Source organism: Mesorhizobium sp. M0293 (genome assembly GCF_040321735.1).
Lineage (GTDB): Bacteria > Pseudomonadota > Alphaproteobacteria > Rhizobiales > Rhizobiaceae > Mesorhizobium.
In genome coordinates this window covers 1-21,540 of the sequence record NZ_JAMYSA010000004.1, presented here as the reverse complement: position 1 = coordinate 21,540, position 21,540 = coordinate 1, and the positions used below count along the sequence as shown (strand labels likewise).

General features: G+C 61.5%; 22 protein-coding genes and 2 pseudogenes. 14 read left to right on the top strand and 10 right to left on the bottom strand.

Going from position 1 to position 21,540, the window contains the following annotated elements; genetic code table 11:
- Positions 1-140: 140 nt before the first annotated feature.
- From NKJ06_RS02760 to bluB, 3 genes and pseudogenes are all read right to left on the bottom strand, one after another.
- The gene (locus NKJ06_RS02760) at positions 141-296 is read right to left on the bottom strand and encodes a hypothetical protein (RefSeq protein ID WP_023809321.1); all 156 of its coding nucleotides are present in this window, start codon (positions 294-296) and stop codon (positions 141-143) included.
- Entirely contained in the window at positions 280-456 is a 177-nt protein-coding gene (locus NKJ06_RS02755) for a class I SAM-dependent methyltransferase (RefSeq protein ID WP_023762808.1), read from the bottom strand. The genes NKJ06_RS02760 and NKJ06_RS02755 overlap by 17 nt, the downstream gene beginning before the upstream one ends.
- A gap of 315 nt (positions 457-771) precedes the next feature.
- Positions 772-1,392, bottom strand: a pseudogene (gene bluB, locus NKJ06_RS35775) (5,6-dimethylbenzimidazole synthase).
- Positions 1,393-2,122: 730 nt separating this feature from the next.
- Here bluB and NKJ06_RS02740 point away from each other — a divergent pair.
- From NKJ06_RS02740 to NKJ06_RS02730, 3 genes are all read left to right on the top strand, one after another.
- Positions 2,123-2,563, top strand: a complete 441-nt coding sequence (locus NKJ06_RS02740; protein ID WP_156934443.1) for a hypothetical protein — start codon at positions 2,123-2,125, stop codon at positions 2,561-2,563.
- On the top strand, positions 2,560-3,018 hold the full coding sequence (locus NKJ06_RS02735) for a hypothetical protein (RefSeq protein ID WP_023766598.1): 459 nt from the start codon (positions 2,560-2,562) through the stop codon (positions 3,016-3,018). The genes NKJ06_RS02740 and NKJ06_RS02735 overlap by 4 nt, the downstream gene beginning before the upstream one ends.
- Before the next feature lie 454 nt (positions 3,019-3,472).
- Positions 3,473-4,252 (top strand): Crp/Fnr family transcriptional regulator, encoded by a 780-nt coding sequence (locus NKJ06_RS02730; protein WP_023766597.1) that lies wholly within the window; start codon positions 3,473-3,475, stop codon positions 4,250-4,252.
- 491 nt (positions 4,253-4,743) lie between these two features.
- On the opposite strand, the pseudogene NKJ06_RS02725 reads toward NKJ06_RS02730, so the two are convergent.
- The 7 genes and pseudogenes from NKJ06_RS02725 to panB all read right to left on the bottom strand — a co-directional run bounded on the left by NKJ06_RS02725 (position 4,744) and on the right by panB (position 9,983).
- A pseudogene (locus tag NKJ06_RS02725) lies at positions 4,744-5,706 on the bottom strand (hypothetical protein).
- Positions 5,707-5,861: 155 nt separating this feature from the next.
- Positions 5,862-6,263, bottom strand: a complete 402-nt coding sequence (locus NKJ06_RS02720) for a DUF2285 domain-containing protein (protein ID WP_245264243.1) — start codon at positions 6,261-6,263, stop codon at positions 5,862-5,864.
- A gap of 67 nt (positions 6,264-6,330) precedes the next feature.
- Entirely contained in the window at positions 6,331-6,705 is a 375-nt protein-coding gene (locus NKJ06_RS02715) for a transcriptional regulator domain-containing protein (RefSeq protein WP_350314065.1), read from the bottom strand.
- A gap of 22 nt (positions 6,706-6,727) precedes the next feature.
- Entirely contained in the window at positions 6,728-7,360 is a 633-nt protein-coding gene (locus NKJ06_RS02710; RefSeq protein ID WP_023766595.1) for an acyl-homoserine-lactone synthase, read from the bottom strand.
- Between the two features lie 93 nt (positions 7,361-7,453).
- Entirely contained in the window at positions 7,454-8,179 is a 726-nt protein-coding gene (locus NKJ06_RS02705; RefSeq protein ID WP_023766594.1) for a LuxR family transcriptional regulator, read from the bottom strand.
- Positions 8,180-8,271: 92 nt separating this feature from the next.
- The gene (panC, locus tag NKJ06_RS02700; protein ID WP_352808979.1) at positions 8,272-9,126 is read right to left on the bottom strand and encodes a pantoate--beta-alanine ligase; all 855 of its coding nucleotides are present in this window, start codon (positions 9,124-9,126) and stop codon (positions 8,272-8,274) included.
- Positions 9,123-9,983: a 3-methyl-2-oxobutanoate hydroxymethyltransferase gene (panB, locus tag NKJ06_RS02695; RefSeq protein WP_352808977.1), complete on the bottom strand. Its 861-nt coding sequence runs from the start codon at positions 9,981-9,983 to the stop codon at positions 9,123-9,125. Before panB ends, panC begins: the two co-directional genes overlap by 4 nt.
- Before the next feature lie 173 nt (positions 9,984-10,156).
- Between panB and NKJ06_RS02690 the strand changes: the two genes are divergently transcribed.
- The 11 genes from NKJ06_RS02690 to groL all read left to right on the top strand — a co-directional run.
- Positions 10,157-11,125: an NUDIX hydrolase gene (locus NKJ06_RS02690; RefSeq protein WP_352567807.1), complete on the top strand. Its 969-nt coding sequence runs from the start codon at positions 10,157-10,159 to the stop codon at positions 11,123-11,125.
- Between the two features lie 67 nt (positions 11,126-11,192).
- Positions 11,193-12,167 carry a quinolinate synthase NadA gene (nadA, locus tag NKJ06_RS02685; RefSeq protein ID WP_023766591.1) on the top strand — a complete coding sequence of 325 codons (975 nt, stop codon included), beginning with the start codon at positions 11,193-11,195 and terminating at the stop codon, positions 12,165-12,167.
- Positions 12,164-13,705, top strand: a complete 1,542-nt coding sequence (locus tag NKJ06_RS02680) for an L-aspartate oxidase (protein ID WP_023766590.1) — start codon at positions 12,164-12,166, stop codon at positions 13,703-13,705. Before nadA ends, NKJ06_RS02680 begins: the two co-directional genes overlap by 4 nt.
- Positions 13,705-14,559, top strand: a complete 855-nt coding sequence (gene nadC / locus NKJ06_RS02675; protein ID WP_023766589.1) for a carboxylating nicotinate-nucleotide diphosphorylase — start codon at positions 13,705-13,707, stop codon at positions 14,557-14,559. Before NKJ06_RS02680 ends, nadC begins: the two co-directional genes overlap by 1 nt.
- A gap of 94 nt (positions 14,560-14,653) precedes the next feature.
- Positions 14,654-15,652: a biotin synthase BioB gene (gene bioB, locus NKJ06_RS02670; RefSeq protein ID WP_352809077.1), complete on the top strand. Its 999-nt coding sequence runs from the start codon at positions 14,654-14,656 to the stop codon at positions 15,650-15,652.
- On the top strand, positions 15,649-16,797 hold the full coding sequence (locus NKJ06_RS02665) for an 8-amino-7-oxononanoate synthase (RefSeq protein ID WP_023814406.1): 1,149 nt from the start codon (positions 15,649-15,651) through the stop codon (positions 16,795-16,797). The genes bioB and NKJ06_RS02665 overlap by 4 nt, the downstream gene beginning before the upstream one ends.
- On the top strand, positions 16,794-17,429 hold the full coding sequence (gene bioD / locus NKJ06_RS02660) for a dethiobiotin synthase (RefSeq protein ID WP_352808974.1): 636 nt from the start codon (positions 16,794-16,796) through the stop codon (positions 17,427-17,429). Before NKJ06_RS02665 ends, bioD begins: the two co-directional genes overlap by 4 nt.
- Positions 17,429-18,694 carry an adenosylmethionine--8-amino-7-oxononanoate transaminase gene (locus NKJ06_RS02655; RefSeq protein ID WP_352808971.1) on the top strand — a complete coding sequence of 422 codons (1,266 nt, stop codon included), beginning with the start codon at positions 17,429-17,431 and terminating at the stop codon, positions 18,692-18,694. Before bioD ends, NKJ06_RS02655 begins: the two co-directional genes overlap by 1 nt.
- Positions 18,691-19,674: a 3-oxopimeloyl-[acyl-carrier-protein] synthase BioZ gene (gene bioZ, locus NKJ06_RS02650; RefSeq protein WP_023766585.1), complete on the top strand. Its 984-nt coding sequence runs from the start codon at positions 18,691-18,693 to the stop codon at positions 19,672-19,674. The genes NKJ06_RS02655 and bioZ overlap by 4 nt, the downstream gene beginning before the upstream one ends.
- Before the next feature lie 430 nt (positions 19,675-20,104).
- Positions 20,105-20,401 carry a co-chaperone GroES gene (gene groES, locus NKJ06_RS02645; RefSeq protein ID WP_352808968.1) on the top strand — a complete coding sequence of 99 codons (297 nt, stop codon included), beginning with the start codon at positions 20,105-20,107 and terminating at the stop codon, positions 20,399-20,401.
- A gap of 63 nt (positions 20,402-20,464) precedes the next feature.
- Positions 20,465-21,540 (top strand): chaperonin GroEL (gene groL, locus NKJ06_RS02640; RefSeq protein WP_352808967.1); only part of this gene is annotated, 1,076 nt, incomplete at its 3' end.

Below are 21,540 nucleotides of genomic sequence, written 5' to 3'. Positions count from 1 at the left end.
AGGTCGGCTGCTGTGGGGACCTAAAGTTCTATTCGCGCCTGACGCTCTTATGACAATCGCAGACTCACCCGCGGCAGGATCACGGCCTCAGAAACGGCCAGCAGGCCTTGGACAGTGGACGGACGACCGGCCTGCGAGCCCTAGTCAGGCAGTCCGGCATGTAGAAGCATTGTGCCGCCGACTTCGGCATCGGCGATGGTCTGTCTCGGCGACAGCCTGAGTTCGCTTCGCGGGCCGCGCGGCTCGCCCAGGACCGTCGTCGTCTGCGCGGCGCCGGTGTCAGTTGACGATGGCATAATGCCCGCCGGGGGCGAGCGCCTCGCGCACGGCACGTGCCAGCCGCGGTCGGTCCGGGACGCCATGGAAAGCGTTGGCCATGAAGACGAGGTCGACGGGGCGTGACACCAGAGTAGCGAGTTCATAGGCGTCGCCGGCGACGAATTCGCAATTGGTCACGCCGGCGCCGGTAGCGGCGCTGCGTGGCCTCCAGCTGGTCGGCGTAGATGTCTATGGCGACGACATGGCGGGCGACCGTGGCGATCGGCACAGCCGTCGCCGCAGCAGAGGTCGACCACCTCCATGCCCGGCTTCAGCCCGGTTGCCGCCAGCGCCATCTTCGCTGCGGTCCGGTTTGTCAGTGCTCTTTCCTGGCCTTGGCAAGAACACGAACTTCGGCTTCGGTCCGGAATGGCAATGTACCCCGATGGCGAAGGGCGACCCGATCTGCGTCAAGCTCATCGCCAGGGAAGAGACGAAGTGATGGGCACCCCCCTACCGCTGATTACCACCGGCGGCCGCCTCGCGTTCCAAGGTGGGCATGTCGTGCTCCTCGCAGGCTAGCCGAGGCAGAAATAACCGATCAGCGTCCACTCGGGCGGCGTGTCGAGAATCTCGGCCATCTCGGTCACATCGAGGATCGACACCCAGCCCATGCCGATGCCTTCCGCCCGCGCCGCTAGCCACAGTGTGTGCACCGCCATGACGGCCGAATAGTCGATGGTCGCCGGCATGGTTATGCGACCGAGCCCAAGGCCTTGTCCGGTCGTGCGGTCGGCGAAAACCGCGAACTGACAGGGCGCCTCGTTGAGACCGGCAAGCTTCAGCCGGGCATAGAGTGCAGCGCGCTCTCCCGAAAAGCACGTGAGCGCCTCGGCATTGCAGCGTTCGAAGCAGTCTCTCACCGGCGGTGCGCCGCTCGAGGCTGTCGACCACTACGAAGCGCAAGGGCTGGCTGAGGCCAACGCAGGGCGCAATGCTGGCGAGCTCGAGCAGCCGTTCCAGCTTGCCCTCCGGCAGAGCCGTCGGCTCGAAGCGCCGCACATCCCTGCGCCAGCGCAGCAGCGTGATCAGCCCGGCCCGAAAATCGTCGGCGAAATCGGGAGGTGACGGCATGGCGGTCTCGTTCGGGGCTAGGGATTGCAGTAGGGAGTACGGGGTGGATTGCCAGCTGCCTATTGCCCAAGCTGGCTTGTTGCGTCCGACAAGCGCGCCATGCGGCCCTAACCGCAAACGATAGAAAAATGTTTCCTGGTGGGCGGCGCTATTACGATGCAATCCAGCAAACCAGTTTCGATCAGCTCGCACGGCGGTGAATCATGTGCCAGGGCCTTTGCTAAATGCGCCATTGACACTCAGGCGCACCCGTATCGCTCACCAGGCCTCGGAATGCGGAGAACGTCGGCCTAGAACGCGGCGACGGCGACAGGCGTCTCAGCTTGCATATACTCGTTCCTGCCGCACCGCCTGTAACTCATTTTGCTTCCGACCACGTCGGCCTCGACGTCCCCGAAGGTTCCCCAGGTCATTCGGCAGATACCATCGTCTGACGTCATAGCGCCGGACCAGCACCAGCTGCCCAATTTCATGGGCATTGCTGAGCTTCCAGTCGCCCGCAGTTTCGCCTTCCACCAGTGTCAGGCATCACCCAATTGGGACTCATCCCTCTCACAGTCAATTCGCGGTTGACTTATTTGTCTCCGGCGAAGTGCGACAGCTGCTCGTATCCAGCAGCGTGAGCGATAGTTGATCAAATGCTGCCAATGAGTTTTGATACTGCAATCTTTAGACAGCCGCCTACCATGAATGTGCCATCGCGTTTCGGCGATCGAAGGAGCGAAGCCGGGTGTCCAGTCGTCACTACATATTCCCGGAGAACAGCGAACCTCTGCGGCTATCGCGGCGGCTTGTAGAGGGAATGATCTTCGGAAAGGACGCTCTCCCGCAATACGCCGGCACACGCCAGCGGGTCGTCTCGGTGATAGTTGAGAACGAAGGCACCGCGCCGAATCGGATTCTAGATGCCCAAGGAGCCTATTGGGTTTTCGATGCTGCGGGCGATATCCGAAAGGGCCTCACACGGTCGACTAGCGACATTATGAGCGCCACCTTCAATGATTCCGACAACAAGGGAACGGTGGTGGCACTTCAGCCAAAGCTCTCCAAGAAGAGGGCTGAGGAGGAGCACCGCTGGGTAGTGGGCAAGGCCGAACTCGACAGGATTGCCGCAGACATCTGGCCGAAGGTGAAGTCGGACAAGATGAGATCCGCGCAGGGGGTTCGGTGAAGCGACCGCCGCTTACCTATGATGCTCGGCACGCACTCGACGAGGCTACCGCAAATCTGTGGAAGATTTCGCACGCAGTAGCTGAACTTAAGGAGCCTAGCCTGAAGGGCTTTGCCCATGAGGCTCGTTCGAGAGGTGCCGACCGCCCGGAGCACGAACTTCTCTACCAAGCCATCGCCCAATTGGCAGATCAGCGACTCGAAATTCTGCGACGTCGCAGGACCGGGAAAGGCGTCTGGTATGCCATAGTGGGCGTAATAAAATGGAACGGCGACCACGTAGGCCAGAGCGTAGCCAGGTTCCACGAGAAGTGCGAAGGAAAGCGTTCAGCGGTCGTCGCGGCGAGAAAGCTTCTCGCCGAACATGCCGGTGAATTCGCGGAAAACATGACTGTGGAGGCCGAAGTGCTGACTGACCTTGAATGGCAGGGCAGGCTCCCTGAAGTAGAAGATTGAGGGTCGCGCCATGGCGGGCTACTTGATTTCGGTGTCGCAGATGCGTGGCCAAAGACCGACACATGCTGCCAGGCATATGCATCTGCGGCGGGTTTGACTTTTGATATTGGGATAGGCAGGAAGGCCGCTTGCTGTACAGACGAGCTTATCGGCGAGGTCGAGAATCCTAGTACCGGTCAATGGTAGTGCATCCACAGCAGTCTGATTTCGACAGCCGTCGTCGAGCCGGAGTGCGCACCGCCCTGTGCGGTGAGGCCTCCGTAAGGTCTGGGTATCTGAATGCCGTGTTAGCGCGGGCGCGCCAAACCTTGGCTCGCGCCGGTCAAGGCAGTTAATCAAAAAAATGGGACATCCGGGGTTCGCAGGCATACAGTGTGCCATCGACGGCAACTCTAAGGGCGTCCGTCGGCTGTGAGCGATCAACATGCTTCCGCCCCAATAGGGAGAGGGAGCTATGACAGACTCCAGTTCACAAACTCACACTGCCGCGCAACGCGACACCCGCCAAAATTCCATCTATCGCAATTCGCTGCTGCTTCGAATGTGCTCGGCAGATTTGGCATTGCTGCAACCTCACTTGGAAAGCGTCTCCCTTGGACTGAAGACGCATCTCGAAGTGGCGGGGTCACCAATCAGAACCGTGTACTTCTTCGAGAGCGGTCTCGGGTCAGTGGTGGGCGAACTGCGGCCTGGTATTGAAGCTGAGATCGGAATCATTGGTTGTGAGGGCATGACCGGCTCAGCGCTTATCATGGGCGATGACCGATCAACGCACGATTGTTACGTGCAATTAGAAGCCCGCGCCTTTGTTATCGACGCGGGCCTCTTCACCAAGGCGCTTTTGACAAGCCCAACCCTGCGAACTTTTCTGCTCCGCTACGTTCACTACTTTCACCTCCAGGCAAGCTTCACCGCGCTCAGCAATGCCCGGATGAACATCGTCGATAGGCTCTCAAGATGGCTGGTGATGTGTGATGATCGCGTCGACGGAAACCGCTTGGCGATTACGCACGAGTTCTTATCAGTCATGCTCGGTGTCAGGCGGCCCGGCGTCACCATAGCGCTGCAAATGTTAGAGGGGCAAGGTCTGATACGATCGATGCGAGGAGAGGTCGTTATCCTTGATCGCACGCGTCTGATTGCGCTGGCTGACGGGTCGTATGGCAGGGCTGAAGCCGAATACGCTCGGCTAATCAGCCAACTGCCTTGGCCGCAGGCGCCTGATCGCCAATGAATGTGCTCGAACAGGGAGATGGCCGATCTCCTGCATTGAGGCCATGTCCGGGTAAGCCGCCTAAACAGAGCCTTCACCGCCGACGTTGTCGAGCATCAGATCCAAGACGAAGCTGTCATGCCGGCACCGCTGCATGCGCCGCCCCAGGGAAACCGCCCCTCGCATCCATTCAGGATTCCGAAGCACGATACGGCTGTGCACCACCTTCCGGCCACTGCAAAGGGGACCCGAGATGACTCGGTCCGTAAAGGCGGTTTTCGAAGAGCATCTGAGGCGATATCGAGGAGGATCTTGGGGCGCACTGCCGTCTAACCTCGATTAAGCAGGCATTCATGCGCTGGTTGGAGCAATGGCGAGACTCATTGCACCAGCCCAGTTCAAGGCATGTGCGGACAACCGCTTTGGGCGCCGAACAGATCGATTGGCGGCATAGCCTTATCTTGCCTCACAAGACTTGTGGTCCGGGAAGGCTGTTTCGGGACTTTTCGAAATCAGCGGATCACAGGCTCGCCATGGAAGCGGCGGCGTGATGGAGGAGAAACCCCGAAGCCAACTTCCATCATCAGCCGTGGCCTGTGCGCCGGCACGGTGCCCATATGGAACCCGAACGGATCCTCGACGAAACCGAAACCGGCCTCGCCGGTCAGCGTGACCGGGCTCTGCTTGCCGTACACGTCCAGAATCTCTTGCGCGGGATGGCCGACGACAAGCGTAAGTTGGTGCTTGAGGGCGCGGCGATCATGGCTGCCGCGGACATAGACATGCGGGCCGGTCCCCTCGTCGACGGGCACCAGATAGAAAAAGAACTTCAGCATCCGCCAGTCGTCCAGATCGAAGTGGTATTTGCCGAGCGAAGCCAGGTTCTTGTCGGCGTCCGACGCCTGGCCGGTCGGGAAGCTCCACCAGACGCGCGTTGTGATCAGCGTCGCCTGGCCGCCGAGATAGTGCGCGGCAATATCCATGAGCAGCGGATCGTTTTGGATGGCAACGGCCAAGTTACAGCCCAGAATGCGCTCGAAATAATGAATGACCGCTGAGCAACGGACGGCCAAACCGCGCCTCAGCCACCGCATGCTCCGCCGGCATGAATTCGTGCCGAAACAAGGTGTGCACCTGGCGAATGCGGCTACATCTTCAGCCACCATTGTTGGCAGGACGAGGCCGGGAAAAAGCCCATCCATTCGCAGCGCGTCGACAACGTCCTGGCAATTGATACCGGCAAACATCGTATCCTGGGCTCTTTGCGACCTTCGGACCGGCTTTGCACCACGCCAGTGCATTCTCCGTGCCGGCATGGTGCGCGCCAACATGAACATGGGCAGCCACGCCGGGTTCTCGCGAATATCCGACAGGTAGGTCGGAATGCGTACGGCTATGCGACGCAGCATGCTGCCGTTTCGCGCGATCGTCTCAAGGCTTGCCGCGCCGGCTTTGTCGGGGTTCATAACGGTCATCGGGATCCTCAAGGCATGAATGCACTCATCGACGAAGGTTGGGTCCCAGTGCTTCGCCGCGGAAGAACTGGGCGCTTGCCACGTTTTGTGCAACGCACAATTGCACTCAGAAATGGAGGTTGCGCGTTCGAATAAGACAATCGCAACCGCCCCAATTACCTCAGGAACTGTCTGTAGCCGCCGCCCATCAGGTAGCGGCCACGTTGGATGGCGCGACGTACCTGATCGCGAAGATGGCCACCTGGATGACGCCAATCTTCTTCGACGCGGCGTGTCCCGAACAAGGCAATGGCGACCTCCTGATGAGATGCTCCGGCAAGCGAGCCATCCAAAGCCTGGAGTACGATACGCAGACGCGCTCCGCGGTGTTCCGGCGGAAAGCAAGCAGCTGACAGGCGGGCGCAACCATTGACGTGGTTCAAGAACTGAAGGGCAGCGACATGGAACTTGAGGTGCTGCGGCTGAACGATCGCGTCGACATATAGCCGCAACGGGCGGAGGACGGACGCACCGGAAACGGCGATCTGCAGACTCCGGCAGTTCTCCCTCAGCAGCACGTGCTGCACGCCCGCAGCTGTCAGCAGGATGTCCTTGCAGCATGAGAGCGAAGAAAGGTGAAGCGGTTCAAAATCGTGGTCGAGCCCAAGCGGCTCCGCGGCCGCTCGTAGAATACAGGCGCAATCGCGCGGATCCCAAAAGACCCTCGCCGATGTAGCGTCCGAAAGTGGCGCGTCGGCGAAAAAGAAGGCTCCATTGTCTTAGGAGAGCTGATCCTGTCGTCAACTCGATTATCTGCATGTCGCCTTGGGGTCCGACAATGCAGGCGGACGGTGCCATTTTGGCGTGGTCGCGCTGGAATTGTGGATTGCGCCGAAGAAACTCCCAGGCCCAGCCAGTGCGTGGCAATCGTCTGGCATAGTGGTAAGCGTCGTGGCGACGCCAGTCCGGCCAGCATACAAGGCCGACCGTCGCTTCCTTGGACAGACCAGCATCCTTCATGGCTCAGGTGTCCACTATAGCGCTATGCCGACGGGCCTAGAACCGGTTGCCACAGTACCGGTCCAATCAGACGTCCCCTGCTGCGGATGCGCAAAAGGCTCGCGTGGGAAATCTCGAGAAACCCAGCCACCGCCTCCGTTTTGCCGACGCATTTGGGTTCTCCGATGCGCGACAATGGCCACGTAGCCAGGCGGAGGATCCGCTCCATGCGCGTATCCGTCACCGTTACTATCCGGGTCAGATCCTTGGCCAAGCCGAACTCGATCATGCCCGCGAAGAGCTCGTAGGTCGCCTGGGCCAGCCCGCCCGCAGCCTTGGGCGCCGACGGAGGAAGATCGAGCGCGAAACGACTGCTCTCCCATATGTCGGTGGTCGAGGGCACGACGTCAGCACCCAGCAGCACCGGGAAGGTGTCGCGCAACATTGTGGGTCCGGTGCTGGGCAGAAGACGCACGCAACCGCGAATTCGCCAGTCGGATCCTTTGAGGAGCAGATAGACGGGCTTCAGAGCATCAAACGAATCGGATTCCATCTGGTCTTCGGTATCAACTTCCCAATCGAGCCTTTCCTTGAACACCCGAAACCTGAGCCCGTGCATCTCTTTGAGTTCGCCTGCAAACTCGTTGTAAAAGTCTGGTGTTATCAGTTGCATCATGGTCGCCTCCATGTGGGATGTGTTCCCGCCATCGAAGGGCAAAGCTGACAGCGATGCAGCCTGTAGAGGTTTACAGGTATCGTGGCTGAAGAATCAGGATCTCGTCTGGCCGGAGGCAGCCATGCGTGCAACGGCCTGGTTGATCGTTCGAACGCCAAACTTTGCCTTGGCGTTTTCCAAGTGAAAAGTCACGGTGCGCTTTGAGACGCCGAGAAGCTGGCTGATATCCCAAGCCGACTTGCCGCGCGCCGCCCATTTCAGGCACTCGAACTCCCGCGGGGTGAGCGTTACACCATCCACCACGCGATCATCGGCGAGCCTGCGCCGGACGTGGATATGAAAGTTGATGGCCACCAGCTGCAATGCTTTTTCGTAACGTGCCAGTGACCGCAACAGAAGCGGACGGGACTCGTCGGAAGCAAAGGTCAGGGCAGCAAACCGGCCGAGATGATCATGCATGGACATCGTCAGGCCGCCGCAGATGCCAAACTCAGCCGCACTCTCCAGAATTTGTTGCTGCGAATTCGGCAGACAGTGTCGAGCGCGGTCCACACCCCAATCGAATGTATCCCAGCCTTGCAGCCCGCGCAGGATGACCGGATCAAACCTGTGGTACCGCTGTTGCAGATAACGTGATGTCCAGGATGAAGGATAGTTTGAAATCAATTGGGGGGCGTCGCCGGAGGCCGACGGGTAAGTGAAATAGGCGAATAGCGGGAAGTCGAAGCCGGCTGCAGCGGAGGCCATTGCCTCACAGAGATCGGCAGCATCAACACTTGCAGACAGTTGCTCGACGAAGTTCTCAAACACGCGATGCATTTGCCCTGTGCGTAACCTCCGTTCGCTCAATGCCAGGCAGAGACCTTGTTTTAAACGATCCCGGACGGATACAGCGCGTGCCGAGAACGTGGCTAATCTGTTGAACCAATCCGAAATAGTCTGACGTTGTCTATGAGACGTGTGCCGCCGAGCCAGGCCGCGGCAAGCAACCGTGCCGGTCGATCAAGGCTTGGCATCGGGTGCAGATCTGCCTCTTCGCGAAGTTCCAGGTATTCGACCTCGCGAGCCAGAATTGCTGCGCGAGATTCTGCAAGCGTTGGCAGGACGGGTGAGCCGCGCCCAAGCCGCTCAGCCGTCTTGAGCAGGACCGATGATAGCTTGGGAGCAACAGCGCGTTGCGCTGGCGAGAGCCGCACATTGCGCGATGATAGCGCAAGACCGTCGGCTTCACGGACTGTCGGACAGGCAACAATGGTGATTGGAATATCCAGATCCCGGGCCATGCGCCTGACCAGGTGAATTTGCTGAAAGTCCTTTTCGCCAAAGAAGCCGAAGTCAGCGCTGGTCTGCAGGAAGAGCTTGGCGACGACGGTCGCCACGCCATCGAAATGTCCCGGCCGGAAGGCACCGCACAGGCCCTCGCTGACACCGGACACCGAAACGGTGGTGGCGAAGCCCGCCGGATACATCTCCTCTGCATCTGGCGCATAAAGCAGGTGCGCGCCAACCGGTGCCAGCTTGGCGGCATCCTCGTCCTCGGTGCGCGGATACGCGGCAAGATCGGCCTGGCTATTGAATTGCTTCGGGTTGACGAAGAGCGTCACGATCACACGGTCTGCTTTCTCGAGTGCAGCGCGCACCAGGCTGAGATGGCCCTCATGCAGGACGCCCATGGTTGGCACCACGGCAATCCTCACGCCCTCGCGGCGCCATGCGGCGACGATTTCGCGAAGCTGGTCAACGCTCCTGACGATCGGCACGCTCACGCTGCTTCTCCGCTCTTGGTGGCGTCCGTGTCGGCGGGCTTGGGCGCATCGGCAAACACGTGCTTGGCGGCCGGAAACTGGCGCTCCTTCACCTCGTGCGCATAGGAAGCGATCGCAGCCGCAGCCGCCTCCCCCAGTTCAGCATAGCGCTTGACGAACTTGGGTCGGAAGTCGCCGAAGAGGCCCAGCATGTCGTCGACGACGAGAATCTGGCCGTCACAGGCTGCCGAGGCACCGATGCCAATGGTCGGGGCCGCCACCTCCCCGGTGATCCGGCGGGCGAGCGCCTCAGGAACCTTTTCCAGGACGACCGCAAAGGCGCCCGCTTCGCTCACGGCAAGTGCGTCGCGCCTGATGCGCTCGGCATCCCCGCCCCTGCCCTGCACGCGGTAGCCACCGATGGCGTTGATGGCCTGCGGCGTCAAGCCGACATGAGCCATGACGGGCACGCCGCGTGCGGCGAGGAAGCCGATCGTCTCTGCCATCGTTTCGCCGCCTTCGAGCTTGACGGCCGTGCAGCCGGTCTCCGCCATGACGCGCGCAGCATTTCGGAAAGCCTGCTCTGGGCTTTCTTCGAAGGAACCGAACGGCAGGTCGACGACCATCAGCGCCTGCTTGATGCCACGGCGAACCGCCTGGCCATGCGTGATCATCATCTCCAGCGTGACACCGAGCGTCGAGGGCAGACCGTGGAGAACCATGCCGACGCTGTCGCCGACGAGCACCACATCACAATGGGGATCGACAAGCCGCGCGACTGGGGTGGTATAGGCGGTAAGGCAGACGAGCGGCGTCCCACCTTTGCGCGAACGAATATCCGGCGGTGTGATCGCCTTGGTATCACCAAACGCGCTCAATGGATCCTCCTTCCCCTACGTTACCAACCGCGGGTGTCGCCTTTCGCACATTTTTGTGCAGGTGCGAAGAGCAAAAAAATGGCCGTGCAGCTGTGGGGTGTTGACGTGCCGACAGGCGCGCTTACACTAAATCGATTAAGTGCCCCCCCGAGCTGGCAAACCAATTCGCGAACATGGACGATCAGGCAATACGACTCAGGAAAGACAGAGCCGCCTTCAAGGCCGACGACGTCAAAGTGGACCTGATCGCCCTTGTCGTCGCCGTAAACGACAGTGAACCCTGTGTCCTCACCATCGGCCAGGCAGACACCTTGCCCTCCGGTCCCTTTGCGCTTGAGCACCGATCGCTGCAATCCGGCTTGAGGGGGTGGGTCGAGCAGCAGACCGGCCATCGGCTGGGGTACATTGAGCAACTCTACACGTTCGCTGATCGGGATCGCATCGGCGCCGAGCGCCAGCAGCGCGTCATCTCCATCAGCTATCTTGCATTGACCCGCAAGGAACAGGCAGCGGGCTCGCCCAAGTGCGGATGGCAGAATTGGTATGAATATTTTCCATGGGAGGACCACCGCTCCGGCACGCCTCCGGTCGTGCTGGACGTTCTGCGACCACGCCTGATTGAATGGGCAAACGGCGTCCGCGATGCGGCCACGCGACGTGAACGCTGGCAGCGGGCGACGATAGCCTTCGGCTTCGACGACCGCCTTTGGAACGAGGAACTCACGCTTCAACGCTATGAGTTAGTCTACGAAGCAGGCCTGGTCCAAGAGGCCGTAAGAGGGCGGGACGCGGCGCCCCCTCCGCTGGTGCCCAGCAAGTCCATGGTCGCCGATCATCGCCGCATCGTGGCGACCGGCATTGCGCGGCTGCGCTCCAAGATCAAATACCGGCCGGTCGTCTTTGAGCTGATGCCGCCGGTCTTCACGCTTTTGCAGCTGCAGCGAACCGTGGAGGCGCTCGCCGGCAGACTCATCCACAAGCCGAACTTTCGCCGACTGATCGAACAGCAGGAGCTGGTCGAGGAGACCGGAGAGGCCACTACTGAGACCGGCGGCCGGCCAGCGAAGCTTTTCCGTTTCCGCCACGCCGTTCTCGACGATAGGCTCATCGCCGGGACAAAATTGCCGCTGGCGCGGGGTTGACATCCCTTATACTCACAGCAAGTATATGCTGGTTATTTTCAATTAGAGTATAAGCGGGAGAGGGTTGATGAGCGCCATGCTGCCTGCGGCCGCGTTGCTCTACGAGCGCGTCCGGCGAGTGATCCCGCCGATCGAATGGCCGGCTTTCGTCGACGATATCGAGGCGATCCTTGCACTGAAGCGCGAGCGCAACGCCATCATCCTGGCGCACAACTATCAGACGCCCGAGATTTTCCATTGCGTGGCCGACATCGTCGGCGACAGCTTGGCATTAGCCCGCACGGCTGCGACGATCGAGGCGCAAGTCATCGTGCTGGCCGGCGTCCATTTCATGGCCGAAACGGCCAAGCTCCTTAATCCGGACAAGACCGTGCTCATTCCGGATCTCAGCGCCGGTTGCTCGTTGGCGGAATCAATCACGGCAGAAGACGTGCGCTTGATGCGCCAGCGTTATCCCGGCGTTCCGATCATTACTTATGTAAACACGTCGGCCGAAGTGAAAGCCGAGTCGGATATCTGCTGTACATCCGGCAACGCCAAGGCGGTCGTCGAATCCCTTGGGGTTCTCCGGGTGATCATGCTGCCGGACGAATATCTGGCCCAGAATATCGCCGCCCAGACCGATGTACAGATCATCGCCTGGAAAGGGCATTGCGAGGTGCATGAGCGCTTTACACCGGCCGACATCCGCGAGTTGCGCGAAAGCCATCCCGGCGTGGTCGTGCTCGCCCATCCCGAATGCCCGCCCGACGTCGTGGCTGAAGCAGATTTTTCCGGCTCGACGGCTGCCATGTCCGACTATGTCGAAGGGCAAAGGCCGCCACGTGTCGTGCTGATGACGGAATGCTCGATGAGCGACAACGTCGCGTTAGCGCACCCAGAGGTCGAGTTCATCCGGCCCTGCAATTTGTGCCCGCACATGAAGCGGATCACGCTTGCCAACATCCGCACGGCGCTCGAGCAGAACCAACATGTCGTAACCATCGAACCCGGGATCGCCGGGCGCGCGCGGCTTGCGGTCGAACGGATGCTGGCAGTTTGAGCGCCGACCTCCGCAGCTTCTTCGGGCGTCCCATCATCATCGGCGGCGGCATCGCCGGACTGATGACCGCGCTTCAACTGTCGCCGGAGCCGGTGCTTCTTCTGTCAAGGTCGCTGCTGGGAGCTGACAATTCGAGCACCTGGGCACAGGGGGGTCTGGCTGCAAGTTTCGGCGAAGACGACGAGCCGGCAATGCACCTGGCCGATACGCTTGCTGCCGGGGATGGTCTCTGCGACAGAGACGTGGCGAGCCGCATCCTCCAAGCCGCGCCCAAGGCGATAGAGGGGCTTGCGGCCTTTGGGGTTCCCTTTGACCGCACGCCGAAAGGATCACTGTGCCTCGGATTGGAGGCCGCACACAGCCGACGTCGCATCGTTCATGCGCATGGGGACGGCACCGGGCGTGAGATCATGCGTGCCCTGATCGCGGCTGTGCGTTCCACTCCGTCGATAGTTGTCGTGGAGGGCGTGGAAGCGCGCCGGCTGGCCGTGCGAGAGAATGCGATCCGGGGCGTCTGGGCGAGCTGTTCGATCGGACCTTTCTTCTTCGGCTCACGGCGGGTCGTCCTCGCCACCGGTGGCATCGGGGGACTGTTTCTCGACACCACGAACCCTTGGGGAAGTTGCGGACAAGGCCTTGCACTTGCGGCCCGCGCTGGAGCTGTCCTAGCCGACCTCGAATTCATCCAGTTCCACCCGACCGCGCTTGACGGCCCGGAACGCCCTATGGCGCTGGTCAGCGAGGCTGTCCGAGGCGAAGGTGCTGCCCTGATCGATGAAACCGGCCAGGCTTTTCTCCAGAGCGTGCCAGGGGCGGAACTTGCGCCTCGCGATGTCTTGGCCCGGGCCGTGTGGAACCATCTTGCGGACGGCCACCGTGTTTTTCTCGACGCCCGACAACGGCCTGGCCCGGCATTCGCTCGACATTTCCCGACAATCGCATCAGCCTGTCGTGGAGCGGGCATCAATCCCGCCCGCGATCTCATCCCCATTCGGCCGGCCCAACACTACCACATGGGTGGCGTTGCAGTGGACAGCTCCGGCAGAACCTCCGTCAAGGGGCTGTGGGCCTGCGGCGAAGTCGCTTCGACAGGACTGCATGGCGCCAACAGGCTCGCCAGCAATTCCTTGACAGAAGCCATCGTGTGCGCCCGCTGGGTCGCTGAAAGTGTCGCCGGGACGCCTGCGCGCAGAACAAGGCCTGCGTTTGCGAACGTTTACCCACCGCCCGCTCCGATACGCGTGCGTGTTTTCCTGTCGCGCGCACTCGGCATCGTCCGGGACGGTGAAGGGTTGAAAGCAGCCGCGCGTGCCTTATTGCCGCTCGCCGAAAGCAAGGATGCGGTCTCGGATCCGGCGGCTGTCGGGCTAATGATCGCGGTTGCCGCCTTGTTGCGCGAAGAAAGCCGCGGCGCTCATTACCGGACAGATTTTCCTCATCATGCGACTGCCGCCCGACGGTCCGAAATCACCCTCGAAGCCGCCTTGGCTACAGCGCGGGGACTCGGACACTCGCCAAGTCTCGAAGGGCCGAAGTGATGACACTTTCACCGCTACCCACGGTCGTGCTTGAGCCGCTTGTACGGGCAGCTCTTCTTGAAGATCTTGGCAGAGCCGGCGACTTGACCACGCAGGCCATCGTCCCGAAGGAATACCAAGCGGGAACCGTGTTGGTGGCGCGACAGTCCGGAGTTGTCGCCGGCCTCGATCTGGCGATGCTCGCTTTCGGCTTGATTGATCCTGCTGTCGAAATCTCGGTGGAGCGCGCAGACGGCTGCAATGTCGTGGATGGAGAGATCATTGCATCAGTGGTTGGCCCGGCCCGGGCCATTCTCACAGCCGAAAGGACGGCACTCAATTTTTTGTGCCATCTGAGCGGCATCGCCACGGCAACGGCATCGATCGTCGCTGCGGTTCGTGGGTATGGCGCGAAGATCGTCTGCACCCGCAAGACGACGCCCGGATTGCGGGCAGTCGAAAAGTATGCCGTGCGCGCAGGTGGCGGGTCCAATCACCGCTTCGGTCTGGACGATGCAATTTTGATCAAGGACAACCACATCGCCATCGCAGGCGGCGTCCGCCCAGCGCTCGAGCGAGCACGAAGAGCGGCCGGTCATCTCGTCAAGATCGAAGTCGAGGTCGATACTCTGGCCCAGTTGGAGGAGGTACTTGGCTTCGCTCCCGATGCGGTTCTGCTCGACAACATGTCCCTCCCCGATCTTCGCCGCGCCGTCGCAATGGTCGGTGGCCGCGCTATCACCGAGGCTTCTGGCGGGATCACGTCCCATACAGCGCGGGCGGTTGCCGCGACCGGCGTTGATCTGATTTCGGTCGGCCGACTCATCCACAGCGCGCCGATCCTGGATATCGGCCTCGACCATCGGGGCTCATGATTGTCTGAGTCAGGATTGGGTCAACTGTCCTCTCCGATCGTCAACAGTCAGATAGCAAAGACCCCGCAAGACAGACCGGAGGAACAGCATGGACATGCAAACGGCAAGTTCAACGCAGACATCGCCACAGGCTCAATCCCCTGACCCCGGAGCGTGGACCCTGGAGAAGGCTCAGGCACTTTACCATGCCCCCTTCAACAATCTCCTCTTCCTGGCGCAAACGGTGCACCGCCAGAATTTCGATCCAAACAAGGTCCAGCTCAGCCGGCTGCTCAGCATCAAGACGGGAGGATGCCCGGAGGATTGTGGCTATTGCAGCCAGTCGGCGCGTCACGAAACCGGCCTGAAGGCGTCGAAGCTGATGGAGGTCCGGCGCGTCATCGCCGAGGCGACCAAGGCGCGTGATGCCGGCGCCACGCGTTATTGCATGGGCGCGGCCTGGCGAAACCCCAAGGCGCGCGACATGGATGCGGTGGTGGCGATGGTCGAAGGCGTCAAGGCGCTGGGCATGGAGACCTGCATGACGCTCGGCATGCTCGATCTTGAGCAAGCCGCTCGACTGAAGCAGGCGGGCCTCGACTACTACAACCACAACATCGATACGTCGGAACGCTACTACAGCGAGATCATCAGCACGCGCGGCTATGCCGAGCGGCTCGACACGCTTGAGCAGGTTCGTCGATCCGGCATCAAGGTCTGCTGCGGCGGTATTGTCGGCATGGGCGAAGATCCGGTGGACCGGATCGACATGCTGGTTACGCTGGCGAACCTACCCGAGCCGCCGGAAAGCGTCCCGATCAACATGCTGATCCCGATCGCCGGCACCCCGCTTGCCGATGCCAAGCCTATTGAGCCGATCGAATTCGTGCGCGTGATCGCCCTGGCGCGCATCATGATGCCGAAATCGCATGTGCGTCTTTCCGCCGGCCGCACCGCCATGACCGACGAGATGCAGGCGCTGTCCTTTTTTGCCGGTGCCAACTCGATTTTCGTCGGCGACACGCTGCTGACGGCGGACAATCCCGGTGAGGACAAGGATAGCCTTCTGTTCCGCCGTCTCGGCATTGAGCCGATGGAACTCGAGGCGCAATGAACGGGGCACCGCTTGCCCGCTATGACGCGACCTTGCAGGGACTGGCCCGCAAGGACCGGCTGCGGACGCTTGCGCCGCGCGCAGGTCTCGATTTCTCGTCGAACGACTATCTCGGGCTGGCCTCGTCCAGGAGACTTGGCGATGCTGTTGTGGCGGCGATTGCGCGGGGCACGCCGGTTGGCGCCACCGGGTCGCGGCTGTTGCGCGGCAATGCACCGGAACACGAGCAGCTCGAGGCAGACGCGGCGGCATTCTTTGGAGCCGACCGCGCGCTGTTCTTCGGCAGCGGCTACATCGCCAACTTCGCTCTGCTGAGCGCCCTGCCGCGGAAGGGCGATCTTTTGGTTCTCGATGAGCTCGCCCATGCCAGCATGCATGAGGGTGCGCAGGCCGGGCGCGCACAGTTCGTGCTGGCCGCGCACAACGATGCCACCGCTGTTGAGGATGCGATCACACGTTGGCGCGCCGCAGGCGGCATGGGATGCGTCTGGATCGCGGTGGAGAGCCTTTACAGCATGGATGGCGACTGCGCGCCTTTGGAGAGCCTGGTCGCGCTTGCCGATCGGCACGGCGCATTCATCGTCATTGACGAGGCGCATTCGACCGGCGTCTGGGGACCGGACGGCCGGGGGCTTGCCGCCGCTTTCGAGGGCCGCGACAACATCGTCGCGCTCCACACCTGCGGCAAGGCGCTCGGCGCATCTGGTGGGCTCGTGACCGGGCCGAGGGCACTGTGCGAGTATCTGATCAACCGTTGCCGGCCATTCATCTACGCCACCGCGCCATCGCCGCTGATGGCAGTGGCAGTGCGCGAAGCACTCGCAATGCTCGCCGACGAGCCTATGCGGCGTGTTCAGCTGCATGAACGCGTTGCCCTCGCCGGCCGCCAGCTGGCCGAGCGCTGCGGCGTGATACCCAGCGGCTCGCAGATCCAGCCCCTCGTAATCGGCGATATCAGGCGCACCATGGCAGTGGCGGCGCGCCTGCAGGCCCGCGGCTTCGACATACGCGGTATTCGTCCTCCGACCGTGCGCACGTCGCGGCTGCGCATCTCACTGACGCTCAATATCGGCGAAGCCGACATTTCCGCCATGGTCGAGGCGCTGGTCGAGGTGTTGGCCCAAACATCACCGGAGGCGGTATGACCCAACGCATCGTCATCACCGGAACCGACACGGGAGTTGGCAAGACCGTGTTTGCGGCTGGGCTCGCCGGTTCGCTCGACGGCTTTTACTGGAAACCGGTGCAATCGGGCCTCGACGGCGAGACCGACAGCGAAGTGGTCGCGCGGCTTGCCGGCTTGCCCTCAGAGCGCGTGCTGCCGGAAGCCTACCGCTTGCGGAGCCCGCTGTCGCCGCATCGTTCGGCCGAGATCGACGGCGTGGCGATCAAGGCTGCCGATCTTGCTTTTCCCGTCCTACCGACGCCGCTCGTCATCGAAGGCTCCGGCGGCCTGATGGTGCCGCTCAACCGGCGCACAAGGCTCATCGACATCTTCGCTGAATGGCGGCTGCCCGTTATTCTGTGCGCCCGCACCACGCTCGGCACCATCAACCACACCTTGCTCTCGATCGAGGCGCTCCGCGCCCGATCCATCCCGTTGGCCGGCATCGCTTTCATCGGCGATGAGATGGCCGATACGCAACGGACCATCGTGGAATTCAGCGGTGCGCCGCAGCTCGGCAGGCTGCCGCACCTCGATCTGCTGACCGGCAAGACACTGAGGGACGCAATGATTGCCGGCTTCGCCTTCGCCTCGATTACTGGAGGTGACTGATGTCGCAGTCTCATGTGTGGCATCCCTTCACCCAGCACGCGCTCGAGCCTGCGATCCCAGAAATCGTCCGGACTGAAGGCGCCTATCTCCGCAGGGCCGACGGCGCCCGCATCCTGGACGCCATCTCCTCCTGGTGGGTCGTCACACATGGCCACCGCCATCCCCGCATCATGAAGGCAATCGAGACAACCGCGTCGAGCCTCGACCAGATCATCTTTGCGGGCTTCACGCACGAGCCGGCAGAGCGCTTGGCCAAGGCGCTTGTCGGCCTCGCTCCCGCTGGACTCGACTGGGTGTTCTATTCCGACAGTGGCTCGACCTCGGTCGAAGTAGCGCTGAAGATGGCGCTCGGTTATTTCCGCAATATCGGCGCCCCACGCTCGCGCATCGTCGTCATGGATCACAGCTATCATGGCGACACGATCGGCACGATGAGCGTCGGTGCGCGTGGCGTGTTCAACGCCGCCTACGAACCCTTGCTGTTCGAGGTCGCCACCATCCCCTTTCCGGCAGCGGGGCGCGAGCAAGAGACGCTGGATCGTTTAGAGGCTGTGACCCGCGATCGACGAGCCGCAGCCTTAATCGTCGAGCCGCTGGTGCTGGGCGCCGGCGGCATGCTGATGTATCCGGCTTCAGTTCTGGCCGAATTGAAGAAGATCACTGAGGCCTCCGGCACGCTGCTGATCGCCGACGAAGTGATGACCGGCTGGGGGCGGACCGGAACCATGTTCGCCTGCGAGCAGGCATCGATCTCTCCAGATATCCTGTGCACCTCGAAAGGCCTGACCGGCGGCGCCATCCCGCTGGCCGTAACGCTTGCCACCGATGCCATCTTCCAGGCTCATTATTCCGAGGACCGGAAGAAGACGTTTTTCCATTCGAGCTCCTACACCGCCAACCCGATTGCCTGCGCGGCAGCACTTGCCAATGTCGAGATCTGGCGGGACGAGCCGGTGGCCGAGCGGATAACGGCATTGAGCGCGATGCAGGCCGCCGGGCTGCAACGGTTTCGGGACAATCCATTTTTTGCCAACAGCCGCGCGACCGGCACGATCGCGGCGCTCGACCTGCGAACCGGTTCCGCAGGTTATCTCGCCGAGATTGGTCCGAAGCTGCGTGCGTTCTTCCTCGAGCGCGGCCTGCTTGTGCGCCCGCTCGGCAATGTCCTCTACCTTCTCCCGCCCTATTGCATGGCAGGCGACGAGCTCGAGCGACTCTATGACGCCATCGAGGGGGCGGGCGAACGCTTCGGGTCCAGGCCATGAGCAAGTCGTCGCGCATTCTCGGGTTTGGCCATCATGCGCCTGGGCGAAAGGTGGCGAATGCCGAAATCGAGAGCAATCTCGGTCTTGATCCAGGCTGGATCGAAAGGCGTACCGGGATACGGTCGCGCTTCTGGGCAACCGACGAAGACACGCTGTCTGGTCTTGCTGCGCAGGCCGGCGACATGGCGCTGGCGAACGCCGGTATTGCGCGCCACGACATCGGTCTGCTGTTGCTTGCCACCTCGACGCCCGACCATCTTCTGCCGCCGAGCGCGCCGCTGGTCGCACACAAGCTTGGCCTTGGCAGCGCAGGCGCGGTGGATCTGACAGGCGCCTGCGCCGGCTTCATCTATGCGCTGATGTTTGCGGACGGATTTACCCGCCTGCACGGCAAAGCGAGCCTTGTTATCGCCGCCAATATCCTCAGCCGCCGCATCAATCCAGCCGAGCGCGCAAGCTCGGTCCTGTTTGCCGATGCCGCCGGCGCCCTGGTGATCGGTCAGTGCGATGATGCTGATCGGGGCATTCTCGGTGCCTCGGTGGCTTCGGACGGCTCGCGATACGGGCTGATCCAGATTCCCGCAGGAGGAAGCAACAAGCCGTTCCACGGTGACCTCGATCTCGCGCAAACCCGAATGAGGATGACGGACGGCCGCGAAGTGTTCGCAAAGGCCGTCGAGATGATGACCAATTGCTCGATAAGCGCGCTAGCCGCTGCCGGAGTGCGGCCACACGATCTCGGCCGGTTCGTGCCCCATCAGGCCAATACTCGGATTTTCGACGCGGTCGGGAGGAACCTCGGCATCGCGGACCAAGCAATTGTCAAGACGATTGCCGAATACGGCAACTCTTCGGCCGCGACGATCCCGCTGTCGCTCTCGCTCGCCAACCAGACGGAGCCATTCCAGCCTGGAGAGAAAATCCTTCTGTCGGCGGCGGGTGCGGGTCTCAGCGGCGGCGCTCTCGTGGTTGGAATCTAGCCGGCCGGCTCACGCGCGCAGGACTGGTCATGAATGGGAATAGGGCAACAGAACCAATGCCAAAATGGCCTTCTGAAGCTCGACATGACCGAGCTGACGCAGCACGACCCCGTGCGAGCCTCTGGATGAGATCAAATGCATCACCTGTTGCATCATTCGTGCCATCTGAATAAAGCTCAAATACAAAGGGTGAGCCGCCCCATATATGTCTGATACCCGACATTGTTCACATAAAAGGCTCGATGCTTACACGCTCTTTGCTCTCTTCTCTTTGCTGTCTGCTCTTTTCTCTTTGCTCTTTGCTCTTTCGTCTTGACTAGCAGGAGCATGCGGCTTATCTCATTGCCGCGTTAGCACTCGCTTCCGCTGAGTGCTAAGCACGCTCCGGCAACGGAGAACCGTTCAACATCCGCACCAAGGACATCCAAAAATGGCAAAGTCGAATTTCCGGCCGCTGCTTGACCGCGTGGTCGTTCGCCGGGTCGAATCCGAATCCAAGACCGCCGGCGGGATCATCATCCCGGATACGGCGAAGGAAAAGCCGCAGGAAGGCGAGATCATCGCCGTCGGCTCCGGCGCTCGTGACGAAGCAGGCAAGCTGGTCCCGCTGGACGTCAAGGCCGGCGACCGCATCCTGTTCGGCAAGTGGTCGGGTACCGAAGTCAAGCTCAATGGCGAAGACCTTCTGATCATGAAGGAATCCGACATTATGGGCATCATCGGCTGATATCAGGCCTTTCCTTCGCACCATCAAATCTGAATTTCGGGCGAGATGCCCAGGAGTAAAAAAATGGCTGCCAAAGACGTAAAATTCTCCCGCGATGCCCGCGAGCGCATGCTTCACGGCATCAACATCCTCGCCGACGCGGTGAAGGTCACCCTCGGCCCCAAGGGCCGCAACGTCGTCATCGACAAGTCGTTCGGCGCACCGCGCATCACCAAGGACGGGGTCACCGTCGCCAAGGAAATCGAACTTTCCGACAAGTTCGAAAACATGGGCGCGCAGATGATCCGCGAAGTTGCTTCGAAGACCAACGACATCGCCGGTGACGGCACCACAACCGCGACCGTTCTGGCGCAGTCGATCGTCCAGGAAGGCAACAAGGCCGTTGCCGCCGGCATGAACCCGATGGACCTGAAGCGCGGCATCGATCTGGCCGTGACCGAAGTCGTCGCGGCGCTCGGCAAGGCTGCCAAGAAGATCAAGACCTCCGAGGAAGTTGCCCAGGTCGGCACGATCGCCGGCAATGGCGACGAGTCGGTCGGGAAGATGATCGCGGAAGCGATGCAGAAGGTCGGCAACGAAGGCGTCATCACGGTTGAGGAAGCCAAGACCGCCGAGACTGAACTCGAGGTCGTCGAAGGCATGCAGTTCGACCGCGGCTATCTCTCGCCCTACTTCGTCACCAACGCCGACAAGATGGTTGCCGAACTGGAGGACGTCTACATCCTCCTGCACGAGAAGAAGCTCTCCAACCTGCAGGCGATGCTGCCGGTCCTCGAAGCCGTCGTGCAGACCTCGAAGCCGCTGCTCATCATCTCGGAAGACGTCGAAGGCGAGGCGCTCGCCACGCTGGTCGTCAACAAGCTGCGTGGCGGCCTTAAGATCGCCGCCGTCAAGGCGCCGGGCTTCGGTGATCGCCGCAAGGCCATGCTGGAAGACATCGCCATCCTCACCGGTGGCCAGGTCATCTCCGAAGACCTCGGCATCAAGCTCGAGAACGTCGGCCTCAACATGCTCGGCCGCGCCAAGAAGGTGTCGATCTCCAAGGAGAACACCACCATCGTCGACGGCGCCGGCAAGAAGGCCGAGATCCAGGGCCGCGTTGCCCAGATCAAGCAGCAGATCGAAGAGACCACTTCGGA

What these genes read in the sequence shown, in the direction of transcription:
- NKJ06_RS02760 (WP_023809321.1), bottom strand. Translation starts at nt 296, where the DNA reads ATGCCATCGTCAACTGACACCGGCGCCGCGCAGACGACGACGGTCCTG.
- NKJ06_RS02730 (WP_023766597.1), top strand. Translation starts at nt 3,473, where the DNA reads ATGACAGACTCCAGTTCACAAACTCACACTGCCGCGCAACGCGACACC.
- NKJ06_RS02715 (WP_350314065.1), bottom strand. Translation starts at nt 6,705, where the DNA reads ATGAAGGATGCTGGTCTGTCCAAGGAAGCGACGGTCGGCCTTGTATGC.
- NKJ06_RS02710 (WP_023766595.1), bottom strand. Translation starts at nt 7,360, where the DNA reads ATGATGCAACTGATAACACCAGACTTTTACAACGAGTTTGCAGGCGAA.
- NKJ06_RS02705 (WP_023766594.1), bottom strand. Translation starts at nt 8,179, where the DNA reads ATGCATCGCGTGTTTGAGAACTTCGTCGAGCAACTGTCTGCAAGTGTT.
- NKJ06_RS02690 (WP_352567807.1), top strand. Translation starts at nt 10,157, where the DNA reads ATGGACGATCAGGCAATACGACTCAGGAAAGACAGAGCCGCCTTCAAG.
- nadA (WP_023766591.1), top strand. Translation starts at nt 11,193, where the DNA reads ATGAGCGCCATGCTGCCTGCGGCCGCGTTGCTCTACGAGCGCGTCCGG.
- nadC (WP_023766589.1), top strand. Translation starts at nt 13,705, where the DNA reads ATGACACTTTCACCGCTACCCACGGTCGTGCTTGAGCCGCTTGTACGG.
- bioB (WP_352809077.1), top strand. Translation starts at nt 14,654, where the DNA reads ATGCAAACGGCAAGTTCAACGCAGACATCGCCACAGGCTCAATCCCCT.
- NKJ06_RS02665 (WP_023814406.1), top strand. Translation starts at nt 15,649, where the DNA reads ATGAACGGGGCACCGCTTGCCCGCTATGACGCGACCTTGCAGGGACTG.
- bioD (WP_352808974.1), top strand. Translation starts at nt 16,794, where the DNA reads ATGACCCAACGCATCGTCATCACCGGAACCGACACGGGAGTTGGCAAG.
- NKJ06_RS02655 (WP_352808971.1), top strand. Translation starts at nt 17,429, where the DNA reads ATGTCGCAGTCTCATGTGTGGCATCCCTTCACCCAGCACGCGCTCGAG.
- bioZ (WP_023766585.1), top strand. Translation starts at nt 18,691, where the DNA reads ATGAGCAAGTCGTCGCGCATTCTCGGGTTTGGCCATCATGCGCCTGGG.
- groES (WP_352808968.1), top strand. Translation starts at nt 20,105, where the DNA reads ATGGCAAAGTCGAATTTCCGGCCGCTGCTTGACCGCGTGGTCGTTCGC.